This is a genomic window from Thalassotalea sp. G2M2-11 (assembly GCF_017168195.1).
GTDB lineage: Bacteria > Pseudomonadota > Gammaproteobacteria > Enterobacterales > Alteromonadaceae > Thalassotalea_E.
The window spans coordinates 50,864-65,186 of the sequence record NZ_JADNYL010000004.1 but is presented as its reverse complement, the minus strand read 5'-3'; the positions used below and the strand labels follow the sequence as shown (position 1 = coordinate 65,186).

The window sequence follows — 14,323 nt, the reverse complement described above, 5'->3', positions numbered from 1 at the left end:
TTTATTCAAGATAACGCTAAAAAATAAATATTGCTAGTGTTATCTGAAAATTCCTGTGAAAATAGTATCAATATGATTCATATATCAGGTAATTATTGTAATAGCTAAGGGAAAAATAAATGGCTACGATTCGTGATGTTGCAAAAGAAGCAGGTTTAAGTACCGGTACTATTTCTAAAGCGTTAAGTACGCCAGATAAAGTATCACCAAAAAACCTAGCTAAAGTTGAAGCCGCGATAAAAAAGCTAAATTATAAACCGAATATGCTGTCACAAAAATTTCGTAGTAAAACATCTAATACCATTGTTGTTTTAGTACCAGATATAGCGAACTTATTCTTTGCTAGAGTTATTTCAGGAATTGAGACGGTTGCCCAAAAAGAGGGGTTTAGCGTACTGCTTGGTGACACCAAGGACTCTATAGAGCGAGAAAAAGAGTTCGTTGCTATGGTAGAAACTAAACTTGCTGATGGCATTATTAACTTAAGACCTTACAAAGCTGGCGATGCACTATTACCCAGAAAAGATATTATCTCGGTTAGTGCAGGTAGCTGTGAAAATACGCCTGGTCCTGTGGTACGAATTGACAACGTAGAGGCCGCACAAAAAGTAGTAAGTTACTTGATTGGCTTAGGCCATAAAAAAATTGGCGTGATCAGTGGCTTAGAGGATAATCCTCACACCAAAGATCGTTTAAAAGGTTATAAGTTGGCATTGGAAAAAGCAGGAATTAAATTCGACCCGAGTATCGTTGTTGAAGGTGATTTTAATTATTGGTCAGGTTTAAATGCGACAGAAGTATTTGCGCGCATGGCTGAGCCACCTACTGCTATTTTTTGCATGAATGACCAAATGGCTATCGCTGCAATGAAAGGCTTGAAAGATAAAGGATTTAACGTTCCAGAAGACATTTCCATCACAGGTTTTGATGATATGAATGTCTCTCGTTACTGCTCTCCGACTCTGACAACGATTGCGCAACCTGCTCAAAAAATAGGTGAAAAATCTGCAGAGTTATTATTCGAACTATTAACGGATAAAAACCCTGCGGTAACAGACTACGTGCTACCTTATGAATTTGTTATACGTGAAAGTAGCGCAATACCTAAAAATTAAAAAAATTTCGAATAAAAGTAAACCGGTTCAGTAAGATTTAATCTGTATTGGAGTGATACTCCAATAAACTTTAAGGATAACTGAGCCCATGGCTAATAACTTAACTTTCTTTGTGAGTTGGCTTAAAGAACAAGCAATACCGTTCTGGAGCACCCAAGGATTAGATGAGCACGGTGCTAGCTACGAAAAATTCAACGCTGATGGTCTGCCCGATTTAACGGCCAATAGGCGCGTACGAGTGCAAGCTAGACAAATGCTGGTATTTTCCGCTGCACATAAAGCAGGTTGGATCAACAATGGCATTAAGCTAGTTGCAGGACTTGAGCAGTACATTAATCAATTTGCCCGCAATGAAGCTAATAACCATTACGTTCACTTACTTGATTGTAACCACCAAATTACTAATGACCATCAAGACCTTTACGACGTTGCTTTTTTATTGCTTGCCTACGGTTGGCGCTATCACGTATTCAATGACTTAAACGCCTTAAATGCAGCCAATGAATTACTGACACAAATCGATTCTCGATTAAAAGAGTACCCTGGTGGTTGGTGTGAGGGCGATTATAGTAGCAACTTTCGTCGACAAAACCCTCACATGCACTTATTTGAAGCTTTTCTCACACTATATAAATTTACTAAAAACGGTAAATGGCTTGCTAAAGCAGGTGAGATGTACTGCCTTTTTGAAACGCGATTCATCGATCATAAAAACGGAGTTCTTATTGAATACTTTACCGATGATTGGCAACCCGCGCCTTGCGATAAAGGGAAAGTAGTTGAACCTGGGCATATGATGGAATGGGTTTGGTTATTAAGGCAATACCAAAAATACACACAAGCACCTGTCGATAAAATTTGTGACACTCTTTATCACAACGCAATCAAACTTGGACTAGATATCTCAGGTGAATTATTAGTGGACGAAATCAACATCGTAAATCATTCAACAACGGGTAAAAAACGCTGCTGGCCAATGACAGAATGGCTCAAGGCAAGCTTAGAACAGGCAAGAGTAAAAGGAAGCTCAGAATATGATTACTTCGCCGATGCTGAAAAAGCAACGACTGGGTTACTTAAACACTTTATTAGAGAGCCTAAACAAGGCCGTTATATTGATCAACTAGACTCAACAAACACCATCATCAATCACTGTGCTCCAGCAAGTACGCTTTATCATTTAATGATGGCAGGACTGGTCATTATCGAGAACCAAAAGGTACTAGCTTATGCTTCTTAGAATGTCGGTAATGCTGCAAGCTAGCTTTGAAATGTCTGCACAAGCCAACTATCACTTAATTAGTTTAATTGTTTTACGCCTCAAACTGAGATCACTAGTTTTAAACGACTGATTCTCATACCTAAGGCGCTTCAATCACTCATGATAACCTGAAATGCCACGTTAAAATGGAGACCCAAATGTATTCACTTGATTGCTTTAAAGCCTATGATATTCGTGGCATCGTGCCAGATCAGCTTAACTCAACACTCGCTTATGAAATAGGTCGAGCATTTGCGTCATCACTTCGATGCAAACAGGTTGTAATTGGCCATGATATTAGGCTGTCTGGGCCAGAAATTGCTAAAGCACTTGCCAATGGGCTGATGGATTCAGGTGTTGATGTTATTCATATTGGACAATGTGGTACTGAAGAAATTTATTTTGCTGTGCCACATTTTGATGCCGATGGGGGTATCTGTATAACGGCTAGTCATAACCCTGCCAATTATAATGGTATGAAAATGGTCAGTAAAAACTCTGTCCCCATTAGTGGGGATACCGGCTTAAACGACATCAAACACCGCATCGAGCAACAAAAGTATTCACCTCGACAAGGAGCAAAGGGCACGTTAACGTGGCAATCACCGAAGCAAGCATATGTAGAAAAACTGCTTTCTTTCATTAATCAAAAAAACTTGCAGCCGCTTAAGATTGTAGTTAACCCCGGTAACGGTGGGGCGGGAGAAATAATTAATGCACTAGAAAGTCACCTTCCTTTTGAATTTATCAAAATTAACTTTGAACCTGATGGTCATTTTCCTAATGGTGTTCCTAACCCATTGCTAAAAGAAAACCGTTCATCCACTCAACGCGCCATTAAACAACACAATGCTGATTTAGGTGTAGCTTGGGATGGTGACTTCGATCGATGTTTCTTCTTCGACGAGCAAGGTGAATTTATCGAAGGCTACTACTTAGTCGGCTTGCTTGCTAAAGAATTGCTAAAAAATACCCCTGGCGGTAACATCGTTTACGATCCACGCCTATACTGGAATACCGCACAAACAATTCAAACTCATGGTGGCAACGGTATTAAAAGTAAAACAGGGCATGCTTTTATTAAAGAACGAATGCGAGCAGAAAACGCCATTTATGGTGGAGAAATGAGTGCCCATCACTATTTCAAAGACTTTTATTACTGCGATAACGGCAATATACCTTGGTTGTTAATTTGTCAGATACTGTCGCAATCTAAAGCCCCTTTGTCATCATTAGTCTGTGAAAGTCAAAACGCGTACCCATGTAGTGGCGAGATAAATTTGAAAGTAGACAACACTGATAAAGTACTGTTAGCTCTCCATCGAGAATATGCCAAAAGCGCTGAGTCCATCGACGAAATAGATGGCTTAGGTATTAATTATATTGACTGGCGCTTTAACGTTCGATGCTCTAATACTGAGCCATTACTTAGGGTCAATGTTGAGAGCCGAGGTGATATCGAACTACTGCAGAAAAAAACGGGTGAATTGCTTAGCTTTATTAACAGAGTTTAATAAAAGCTATTACGGAGGAAATATGTTTCAATTTTGTCCAAATTGCAAAAGCGACAAACTTACATTCAACAACAATCATTATTGGACATGCAGCAATTGTGACTTTCTCTATTATCATAATATTGCTGCTTCAGTTGCGGGTATTATAGCGTGTGACAATAAAATTCTTTTAACCAAGCGGGCGAAAGCACCAAGCCGTGGTTTACTTGATCTACCTGGAGGTTTTGTTGATCCAAACGAGACCTTAGAACAAGCCCTATCGAGAGAAGTTTATGAAGAACTGGGCATACAAATACAAGATTGGCACTACTTAGCTTCGTTCCCAAATATCTATACATACAAAAACACCAGATACAACACAATAGATACTTTCTTTTATACTCAAATAAAATTAGCTCCTGCTATTACATTAGAGACCTCAGAAGTAAGTAGCGCTCATTGGCTTTCGATAACTGATTTCCAAATTGAAGAACTGTCCTTTCTCTCTATTCAACAAGCTATTCAACACTATAAAAAGAGTGTATATGACCAAAAATAATAACGTAAAAGCCATAGTGTTTTTACTGGCTACCCTTTTTTACATCAAAGCCTTTGCGATCAATATTGTGCTAGTAAACCCAGACAAAATTGGTCGACCATTCTGGGATTTTACCACCATGATAGCAACTAAAGCTGCTGATGAACTTAATGTAAACCTTGATGTGCGATATGGCGGCGGTAACCGCTTTGAAAACTTAAAAATAATTGAAGAAATATCAAAGAGCAAAGATAAACCTGATTATGTTATTTTCTTACCTCATAAAGGAAAAGCAGAACAATACTTTAATCTACTAGAACGCGCTAACATTCATTTTATTTCTCTTGAACGTAGTATGGGCTTTGACGAAATATCTAGACTGAAACATCCAGGCGAAAAATATAAATACTGGCTAAGCGAAGTATTTTTTGATGATAAACAAGCAGGAAGGTTATTAGCAACAAAATTATTAGACAGAGCCCCTAATGAAGCAGAAAAACACAACTTCATCATTGGCATAAGTGGTGCTCATAGCGCTTTATCATCAAACAGAGAACAAGGCCTTCACGAGGTAATAACTAAAAATGATGTGTTCTTACAAACGGTCAAAACAATGTGGGATCCAACAGTAGCGTCTCAAAAGCTTGCTGGCTTAATTAAACGTTACCCAGAAACTAACGTTATCTGGACTGCATCAGATGAGTTAGCATTAGCTGCCCAAAAGAAAATCAAAGAACTCTCTCACAATCACTTTGATATTGGTGGCATTGGTGGCATACCCGAAGCCGTGATTTCAGTCAAAAATAAACAATTAACTGCAACCGTCGCAGGACATTATATGCAGGCTGCTTGGGCTGTTATTATGGCTTATGATCATAGTTTAAATGTGGACATAGAAATACTCGCTAAACCACTTTCCTACAATATAATCACCGCAGATAACGTTGATACTTATATCAAAACAATCAATCCACAAAATTGGAACAAAGTAAATTTTCGACAATTCAGCTTAGCTGAAACCAATAAAAATAATTATAATTTTGATCTTAATAAACTAGTAGGGGAGTTTTAAAACAGGCTTAGTGACTTATTTGATATCCAAGGCTGCTAACCTACATTTTTGTTTATTTGTTTTTTAATTTATTTAGTAAATAACAGATGGTTTAGTTTATTGATAAGAAGTTCCTGTTTTAGGCATAGTCGTAACTACCGCCAACTTCCAACGCTCGCTTGTACGCCGAGCGAGCATGAATTTTCTTTACATAGGCATAGATGTGAGGATACATCGTTGAATCTAATCCCTTAGCAACACACGCTTCAAGAGGAAAACTCATCTGTATATCAGCGCCGCTTAGTTGATCACCTGCAAACCATTCGTGTGCTTTTAGGTGTTCTTCGATAAATTTCATATTTGATTCGATATTAGGGCCGACATATCCGTCCATCACTTTCTTTGTTAAACCTTTGGCTATGGAGCGCACGAAAAATGGCATCGGTTTTTTGGAAACTTTCTCGAAAGCAAGCTTTAATAGCAACTGAGGCATTAATGAGCCCTCAGCAAAATGCAACCAGTAAAGATATTGTTGATGGGCTTCAGTTCCCAGTTCCGGTTTTAATCCTGCCGCCGGGTATTGTGACACCAGATACTCAATAATAGCACCCGATTCAGCGATAGTTTTATCTTGGTCTGTGATAACAGGTGACTTACCAAGTGGATGAATAGCTTTCAAACTAGTGGGAGCCAAATTAGATCCAGGTTCACGCTCATACCGCTGAACTTCATAGTTCACTCCTAGTTCCTCTAGTGCCCACAATATACGCTGTGATCTTGAATTATTTAAGTGATGAACGGTTAGCATAAAAAGTACCCTCTATTCTATAATGCTCTTACTCTGTTTATTATAAACCCAGTATTAACAGTGGTACGTGTACATGAACACTTAATATATGTACTATTGTGCTTAGTAAAAATAAAAACAGGGATTCTAGTATGCTGTGGAGCGCAGAAGTCCAACTTAAGCAGAATATAGCGTTGCACGCACACAACTTGCATGAATTTGTGATTTGTCTAGATGGTACAATTAAGGTTTCAGTAGGTGAGGTTGAAGTCAATTGCCTTAAAGGCGATTCATTCTTTTTACCCGCCAATCTACCACATAAAATCTCACTCAATCGACAACATGGGGAGCCTATTGACGCTAACCTATTTTTTGTATGTATAGATCAAAAGACGTTTAGCGAATTATTAACACCTAACAATACTGAAATTTTGGTTCCATTAACTGAGTTTAAAGAGTTGAAAGTAGCTCGATGTCAATCTAATGCTGAAACGGGTGTTGATTCTCTAACGAAGCTTACGGAACAACTCCAAACAGTTACTTGCCTCAATGACCGCTATAGCGCATCTATTCAAGAAAGTATATTTGTCCAAATGCTGTTAACACACAGAAGTAGACTGGAAATAAGCGACATTCATCAAGATGGCAAACAGCTAAGGCTTGTTAATGCAATGCAATGGATGAAAAGAAATCTCAGTGAAAACATTACCATTGACCACATTGCTGAGCAGGCTAATATGTCTCGCAGCCACCTTTCAAGACAGTTCAAAAAGTATTATTGCTACAGTGTAATTGATTACTTGTTAAAGATAAGGTGCGAAGCCGCAGCAAAGAAGCTTGCTTCAAGTTCTGATGATGTATCAGTTATAGCGTTTGATACAGGATTTTCTAACCTTAGTCATTTTCATCGTCACTTCAAACGAATATTCGGCTTACCACCAAATGCTTACCGTAAAATGTTGCTTGATCAAGGGGTAAAACACTAAAGCTAGGCTTTTGATGACTAGCAATAAAATACCCATTCATGGCGCATCGAAATTAACAAAACGACTTAAAGACGATGTGTAGTTGCGCACATTAAACAATGTTTCGAACATTATTTAACGTGCACAGCAACAAAAGCTTAAGAGTGACTTATTCGACCGTCACTGATTTGGCAAGATTTCGCGGTTGATCAACATCAGTACCTTTAATAATAGCAACATAGTATGAAAGTAGTTGCAACGGCAGGGTATAAACGATTGGTGCGATAATATCATCGCAATGTGGCACGTTGATCACTGTCATGGTGTCATCGCTTTCAAAACGCGCATCATGATCAGCAAACACATACATTAAACCACCACGGGCACGCACTTCTTCCACATTTGATTTCAATTTTTCGATCAAATCATTTTTAGGCGCAACAACGATGACAGGCATTTCAGCATCAATTAGCGCTAACGGACCATGTTTTAACTCACCCGCTGCATACGCTTCTGCATGAATATAAGAAATTTCTTTTAACTTTAATGCGCCTTCCATCGCGATAGGGTATTGATCACCACGGCCAAGGAATAAAGCATGATGTTTATCGGCAAAATCTTCCGCTAATGCTTCAATCGAATCTGCCAGAGCTAATACTTCATCCAGTTTATTTGGTAGGGTCATCAGTGATTGAGCAATGTCACTTTGCACATTTTTGGGCATGCCATGATGTTTTCCTATCGCTAAGGTCATCATTAACAAGCCCACTAGCTGCGTAGTAAAGGCTTTGGTTGATGCTACACCGATTTCTGCGCCTGCCTTGGTCATAAAGGCGAGATCTGATTCACGCACTAATGATGAACCTTGCACGTTGCAAATGGTCATGCTAGCACGATAACCAAGCTCTTTAGCTAAACGTAATGCGGCTAGGGTATCCGCTGTCTCACCGGATTGCGATATGGTCACTAATAGGGCGTTTTTAGGCACGTGTGATTGGCGATAGCGGAACTCACTGGCTATTTCTATATTACATGACACGCCAGCTAAGGCTTCTAACCAATAACGCGCTACCATGCCTGAATGATAACTTGTACCACAAGCAATAATTTGTACATGTTCAATTTCTTTCAGAATTTCATCAGCACCTTCACCGAAGGTATTGATATCAAGCGTATCGCCAATTAAACGACCTTCAAGAGTATTACGAATCGCGGTAGGTTGTTCGTAAGTTTCTTTTAACATGTAGTGGCGATATTCACCTTTATCACCACTGTCTTGTGCTACTTCTCGCTCTTTAGCTTCACGTTCTACACTTTTGCCTTCTTTATCAAAGATATTAACCGTAAAACGAGTTACTTCTGCAACATCACCTTCTTCTAAAAATGAAAACTTACGCGTTACAGGTAATAGCGCTAGCATGTCAGAGGCAATAAAGTTTTCTCCGAGTCCATAACCAATAACCAACGGGCTTCCAGAACGAGCGACAACGATACGATCTTTATCATTGCTGTCCATCACAACTGCGCCATAAGCTCCTTCTAATTGCACGACCGTTCTTTGAAATGCATCTACTAATGAATCGGCTGTTTTTAATTCATGATGCACTAGATGAGCAATCACTTCGGTATCCGTTTCTGAAATAAACTGATAACCAAGTTTTGTTAATTTCTCTCTAAGTTCCTGATGGTTTTCAATAATACCATTGTGGACAACGGCGATATTATCGCTAGATATGTGTGGGTGAGCATTCACTTCACTGGGCGCACCATGAGTTGCCCAACGTGTGTGTGCGATACCGGTGCCACCGAAAAGCGGTTGAGCAGATAAAGCGTCTGATAACTCTTGTACTTTGCCTAAGCGGCGTGAACGATTTAATTGTTTGTCATTATCAATTAATGCCACACCGGCTGAGTCATAGCCGCGGTACTCTAAACGCTTTAGACCTTCTACTAAAATGTCTGCTACATCACGCTGTGCAACAGCTCCTACAATACCACACATAATATTTATCCTTTTGAATTCTTATTAGTTTACACAGATTAAGTTAACGCCTTGCGCAATGATTTTTTCTCTAAACTCCATCGGCATATCGTCATCGGTAATTAAGGTATGAATTTGTGACCATGGAATTTCTAAATTAGGAATTTTTCGATTTATTTTTTCTGACTCAACCATCACAATTACTTCACGCGATACTTCTGCCATCACTTGGCTTAAGCCAAGCAACTCATTAAAGGTAGTGGTACCGCGTTCAACGTCAATACCATCCGCGCCAATAAAGAGCTGATCAAAATCATAAGAGCGCAATACACTTTCCGCAACCTTGCCTTGGAAAGATTCTGAATGTAAATCCCAAGTGCCACCGGTCATCAATAAGGTAGGTTCATTTTCAAGAGAACGGATTTCTTTCGCAATGGCAAGTGAATTAGTCATCACCACTAAGCCTTGTTTATGACTTAACTCTTTGACTAATGCTGATGTGGTGCTACCACTGTCTAAAATTATTCGATTATGATCTCGGATCAATGTCGCTGCTTTTTCAGCAATACTTACCTTTCGTTTTGAAACTTTCTCGCATTTGGGTTCGATCATTTCACTAGGCAAGGGTACCGCACCGCCATATCGACGTAGCAATAGGCCACTGTTTTCAAGAGCCGCTAGATCTTTACGAATAGTTACTTCAGACGTATCAAACTTTTTAGCTAACTGATCAACACTCACTTCTCCTAATTTGTTTAGTTCAGTGATGATGATATGGCGTCGTTGTTTAGTATTTCTTTTTGACATTGTTTCGATTTACAACTTTATATTTCAAACCGAAAGTTATTATAGTTTTTTTGACAAGATATTCAATAGTTCTTGTCGGATCAGTCAAGTTTTACCTTGTTAAAAACTAGATGTAGGATCGATTTAATCGATTAGAGGTTTAAAGTGATAATAATATTGATATTTCGGATGTTGTTTCACTCGCTCAGCCGATTTTTGCAAGGTATTGACTAAATAACTATCAGATTGCCTGTTTATGGCAATATAACTTTTATGGCGAGTTTCTGGAAAGATATGGCTTTTTATTAAATTTTCCGACAATTGACCTTTTTCCAAAAAATAATGCTTTATCACGATAGGATCTGTAAATAAAAAGTCTACTTTACCATTGATAAACAACGAGATAGCTGTATCTATATTTGATACTACATAGAGGTTTTTACCTGGTTCAAAACCTCGTTTTGTTAATAACTTAAAGCCATAAGATTCTCTTATAATTGCAGTAACTTTACTTTTAGCTTGGCTCATTTTTGTGATGTTCAAGTCTTCACGACTTTTTAACGAAATAAATGCTCGAACGGCTTCACTTACAGCAAGTAGCCAATAAAATTGCTCTTCTCTTTCTTCGGTACGTAACATGCTAAAAATCATAGTATTAGCTTGTGTGCTAGCTAATTTAAAGGCTCTAGACCAAGGAACAAAATGCACTTTAGCGCTAATTTTAGCCTCGGCCATTAACATCTTGAAAATTTCAGCACTTGGCCCTTTTAATTGATTGTTTTCCTGATATTGCAATAATTTTGATTCATACGAAAATACTTTCAGCGGAGAGGTAGCATAAGAAGGTGAACTTAAAAATAAGCTCACCGCAAGATAAAAGATATATTTGTAATTACCACATAATTTCATTAACTATTCTTTATAGGTCGTTGCCAGCCTTTAATATTGCGTTGTTTGCCTCTGGCAATGGCAAGTTCATCATTACCCACATCTTTTGAAATAACAGAACCAGCACCAATTGTTGCTGTTGTGCCAACAAACACAGGGGCAACTAATGAGCTATTCGAACCAATAAAGGCATCATCATCAATGATGGTTTGTGATTTATTCATGCCATCATAATTACAAGTGATAGTACCTGCACCAATGTTGACGTTTTTGCCAACCGTGGTATCACCTAGATAAGTTAAGTGGCCTGATTTACTACCTTCTCCCAAAATCGTTTTTTTCATTTCAACAAAGTTGCCGATATGCGAGTCTCTATTCATCACAGAGTCAGGGCGAATGCGTGCAAAAGGTCCAACAGAACATTCATCACCAACAACCGCTCCTTCAATGATACTGTTAGGTTTTATCACCGCATTTTCGCCAATGGTACAATCTTTTAAGATACAGTTAGCGCCAATAGCAACTCCACTGGCAAGAACAACTTCACCTTCAAAAATACAGTTAACATCAATTTGTACTTCTTCACCTATCAATATTTTACCACGAATATCAATACGGTTAGGATCACGTAAACTAGCGCCATTAAGCATTAAAGCTTCGGCTTCACGGAGTTGAAATGCGCGCTCTAACGCTGCTAATTGCACGCGATTATTTGCACCTTCAACTTCTACTTCAGTCTCAGGATGAGCTGTGGTAATCGTTTTACCTTCATGATGACAAGCCGCAATAATATCTGTTAAATAATACTCGCCTTGCGCATTATCATTTGACAAGTTGGCTAACCATCGTTTTAAATCACCACCGTTAGCTAATAAAATCCCAGTATTAGCTTCACTAATGGCTAACTGCTCTTCATTAGCATCTTTTTGCTCAACAATACCTGTGACCTTATTTTCAGTATCGCGAATAATTCTGCCATAGCCCGTCGGATCATTTAAATTCACCGTGAGTAGTGCCATGCCATCTTCAGGCTTTACTGAAATCAAACTTTCTAATGTAGAGACCTTAGTTAGCGGAACATCACCATATAACACCAGTACATCGTCACTATCATTAATATAAGGAGAGGCCATATCAACCGCATGTCCTGTGCCTAGTTGTTCTTTTTGTTCAACAAAGGTCAGATCATCACCATTAATATTGGCTTTTAATATATCTCCGCCAAAGCCGTAAACAAGATAAATACTCTCAGCATTTAAACATCGAGCTGCATCAATAACATGACTGACCATAGGTTTATCGGCCACGGTATGTAAAACTTTTGGTAAGGCTGAGCGCATGCGAGTACCTTTACCCGCCGCAAGAATAACAACTGACAAAGACATAGTAATTCCATTAATTATTGCAAGTTTAATTGGTGATTTTCTACCAATAGTGTTGCTGAAATTGTAACGTTGTTTATTACTATATATCTACACTAATTTTTATTTATCATGCAATAGGCCAACTTGTAAGCCTTCAAACCAATCAAGAAAACGCTTAACATCGTCACCTTTAAATATTCTGCCATGCTGCGGACACATCATGTCTATATCTAATGCACGTACCCGATCAACCCAATCATTTTTCGCTTTATTCGACGGCATCCACCGCTGATGAAACATTTTCATTTTGCTGACATGTTCATTAAAATCTTCGACATATAATGGCGCATCTGTTGATTCTAGAGCAGCCCCGATATCCCCAGACATTAATATTTTTGCTTCAGCATCATAAACATTAAAATTCCCCGATGAATGTAGGTAGTGCGCAGGAATAAACTCCAGCGCAACGCCATCGAGCTTCAGTGTATTTCCAGGGTCAGGGATTGGGTTATAAACGATATTTTCCATGCCAAAATGTTTAATAAAGCCCTCCCAAACCCACGGAGAATGTAAGGTAGCGCCTTCGAGTGCTTGATCCCATAAACCGAGTGAAGAAATAATGTCAGGATCTTGATGTGAGGCGAATAAATGCGTAATTTGCTCAACAGGTATGTGCTTGATCACTGTGGCTAACATTGCTGAAAATAACTCGATTCCCCCAGGATCCATCAACAAGGCATTGTTTTTAGTTATTACTGCATATTGGTTAGTATCAATTATTGCATCAGGCTTATCCGCATCTCGCCCCATCATTAGCCATTGATGGGTTTTATTTTCAAATATTTTTTGTGTTTTCATCGAGCATCCTATACCAATGAGGAAACAAGTTGTTGAGAAGATTGAATATGTTTTTTAATTATCGAAGCAGCACTTTCAACATTATTGGCCACATTATGAAGTGATTCCTGATACGCCACACCCGCTTGGGAAGCTTCTACACGTGATAACGTAGCTAAAATAACGGCCGTTCGTAATTCACCACTTAATTCATCTAATTCGTCGATCAGCTGTTTAATTTGTTTTTGAAACATCAAAATCAATTGGCTTTGATGTTGTTTAGTTCGATTAAAATTGTTATCTAAACTTGAGATGTTTTCACTGTCCTTTGCTCTCTGATATACAGTATTAAATCGACTTATGGCACTGTCTGCGCGAAATTTTTCAGCCGCTGTTTTACTTAAACTTGCTGCTAAGAAATTGATTTGTTTTGAGGATTTAACCGTGACGTCAGCTAATCGGTCAATAAAATCAGTTAACGGCCTAAAACCGGCCGCACCTTCACCTGCCCGTAACGCTACTGCTCGTGCATTACTGGCAGTTAATGATAATTGCTGAGCAACCTTTGTTGCTCGATCTAGTTTTGCTGCTATTACCGCTGCAGCTACAAAATAGTTATATTGAGTTTCGCTCATAACCTTTTATTTTTGTTAAATTCCACAAAAATAATAATAGGTTTAAAATTAGAAACTTGCCTAATTTTTTTTCATAAAACTAAAATAAAAAAGCGACCAATTACCTATAGTAATGGTCGCTTAATATCAATCACTAAAACTTAGTGTTGTTTTACTGCATGGGCTAAAGTTTTTTCTTCGCCGCTTGAATGACACGTAATTTAGCAACAGCTCTCGCTAATTCTGCGGCAGCTTCTGCATAATTAATATCGTCGCCATGAGCATTTAAATGCTCTTCAGCACGTTGTTTTGCTTCTTGTGCGGCTTGCTCATCTAAATCAGCGCCACGTGTTGCAACATCTGCTAACACAGTCACCTGATTTGGTTGAACTTCTAGCATCCCGCCAGAAATGTAGATGACTTCTTCATCACCACCTTTCTTAACGATTCTTGCCATACCAGGTTTTAGTGAGGTCAGCAAAGGTGCATGACCAGGCATAATACCTAATTCACCTTCGCTACCTGTGATCTGTAATGATTCTATCGCACCAGAGAATAAACTCTCTTCCGCACTTACTACATTCAGATTGACACTTGTATATGTCATGTTGACCTCCAAATAGGCGACTAAATAACTTGAGTT

At 38.7% G+C, this 14,323-nt stretch carries 14 protein-coding genes; 6 read left to right on the top strand and 8 right to left on the bottom strand.

The window, feature by feature from the left end; all coding sequences use genetic code 11:
* The first annotated feature begins 119 nt into the window (after nucleotides 1–119).
* The 5 genes from IV514_RS14240 (at nucleotide 120) to IV514_RS14220 (ending at nucleotide 5,479) form a co-directional block, all read left to right on the top strand.
* Nucleotides 120–1,115, top strand: coding sequence for a LacI family DNA-binding transcriptional regulator (locus IV514_RS14240; protein ID WP_206485954.1), 996 nt, complete (start codon nucleotides 120–122; stop codon nucleotides 1,113–1,115).
* Between the two features lie 88 nt (nucleotides 1,116–1,203).
* Nucleotides 1,204–2,355 carry an AGE family epimerase/isomerase gene (locus tag IV514_RS14235; protein ID WP_206485953.1) on the top strand — a complete coding sequence of 384 codons (1,152 nt, stop codon included), beginning with the start codon at nucleotides 1,204–1,206 and terminating at the stop codon, nucleotides 2,353–2,355.
* A gap of 179 nt (nucleotides 2,356–2,534) precedes the next feature.
* Entirely contained in the window at nucleotides 2,535–3,890 is a 1,356-nt protein-coding gene (locus tag IV514_RS14230; protein WP_206485952.1) for a phosphomannomutase, read from the top strand.
* A gap of 22 nt (nucleotides 3,891–3,912) precedes the next feature.
* A complete protein-coding gene (locus IV514_RS14225; protein WP_206485951.1) occupies nucleotides 3,913–4,428 on the top strand; it encodes an NUDIX domain-containing protein in 516 nt (171 codons plus the stop codon).
* Nucleotides 4,415–5,479: an ABC transporter substrate-binding protein gene (locus IV514_RS14220; protein WP_206485950.1), complete on the top strand. Its 1,065-nt coding sequence runs from the start codon at nucleotides 4,415–4,417 to the stop codon at nucleotides 5,477–5,479. Before IV514_RS14225 ends, IV514_RS14220 begins: the two co-directional genes overlap by 14 nt.
* A gap of 118 nt (nucleotides 5,480–5,597) precedes the next feature.
* Here the strand turns inward: IV514_RS14220 and IV514_RS14215 are convergent, their stop codons facing one another.
* The gene (locus IV514_RS14215; RefSeq protein WP_206485949.1) at nucleotides 5,598–6,266 is read right to left on the bottom strand and encodes a glutathione S-transferase; all 669 of its coding nucleotides are present in this window, start codon (nucleotides 6,264–6,266) and stop codon (nucleotides 5,598–5,600) included.
* A gap of 131 nt (nucleotides 6,267–6,397) precedes the next feature.
* On the opposite strand from IV514_RS14215, the gene IV514_RS14210 reads away from it, so the two are divergent.
* On the top strand, nucleotides 6,398–7,231 hold the full coding sequence (locus IV514_RS14210; RefSeq protein WP_206485948.1) for an AraC family transcriptional regulator: 834 nt from the start codon (nucleotides 6,398–6,400) through the stop codon (nucleotides 7,229–7,231).
* A 148-nt stretch (nucleotides 7,232–7,379) separates the two neighbouring features.
* On the opposite strand, the gene glmS is transcribed toward IV514_RS14210, so the two are convergent.
* From glmS to IV514_RS14175, 7 genes are all read right to left on the bottom strand, one after another.
* Nucleotides 7,380–9,212, bottom strand: a complete 1,833-nt coding sequence (gene glmS, locus IV514_RS14205) for a glutamine--fructose-6-phosphate transaminase (isomerizing) (protein WP_206485947.1) — start codon at nucleotides 9,210–9,212, stop codon at nucleotides 7,380–7,382.
* A gap of 24 nt (nucleotides 9,213–9,236) precedes the next feature.
* Nucleotides 9,237–9,998 carry a DeoR family transcriptional regulator gene (locus IV514_RS14200; protein WP_206485946.1) on the bottom strand — a complete coding sequence of 254 codons (762 nt, stop codon included), beginning with the start codon at nucleotides 9,996–9,998 and terminating at the stop codon, nucleotides 9,237–9,239.
* 123 nt (nucleotides 9,999–10,121) lie between these two features.
* Nucleotides 10,122–10,886, bottom strand: a complete 765-nt coding sequence (locus IV514_RS14195; protein ID WP_206485945.1) for a transporter substrate-binding domain-containing protein — start codon at nucleotides 10,884–10,886, stop codon at nucleotides 10,122–10,124.
* Entirely contained in the window at nucleotides 10,886–12,250 is a 1,365-nt protein-coding gene (gene glmU, locus IV514_RS14190) for a bifunctional UDP-N-acetylglucosamine diphosphorylase/glucosamine-1-phosphate N-acetyltransferase GlmU (protein ID WP_206485944.1), read from the bottom strand. Before glmU ends, IV514_RS14195 begins: the two co-directional genes overlap by 1 nt.
* A 99-nt stretch (nucleotides 12,251–12,349) precedes the next feature.
* Nucleotides 12,350–13,087, bottom strand: a complete 738-nt coding sequence (locus IV514_RS14185) for an MBL fold metallo-hydrolase (RefSeq protein WP_206485943.1) — start codon at nucleotides 13,085–13,087, stop codon at nucleotides 12,350–12,352.
* An 8-nt stretch (nucleotides 13,088–13,095) separates the two neighbouring features.
* Nucleotides 13,096–13,701: a chemotaxis protein gene (locus IV514_RS14180; protein ID WP_206485942.1), complete on the bottom strand. Its 606-nt coding sequence runs from the start codon at nucleotides 13,699–13,701 to the stop codon at nucleotides 13,096–13,098.
* A gap of 163 nt (nucleotides 13,702–13,864) precedes the next feature.
* On the bottom strand, nucleotides 13,865–14,287 hold the full coding sequence (locus IV514_RS14175; RefSeq protein WP_206485941.1) for a F0F1 ATP synthase subunit epsilon: 423 nt from the start codon (nucleotides 14,285–14,287) through the stop codon (nucleotides 13,865–13,867).
* Nucleotides 14,288–14,323 lie beyond the last annotated feature (36 nt).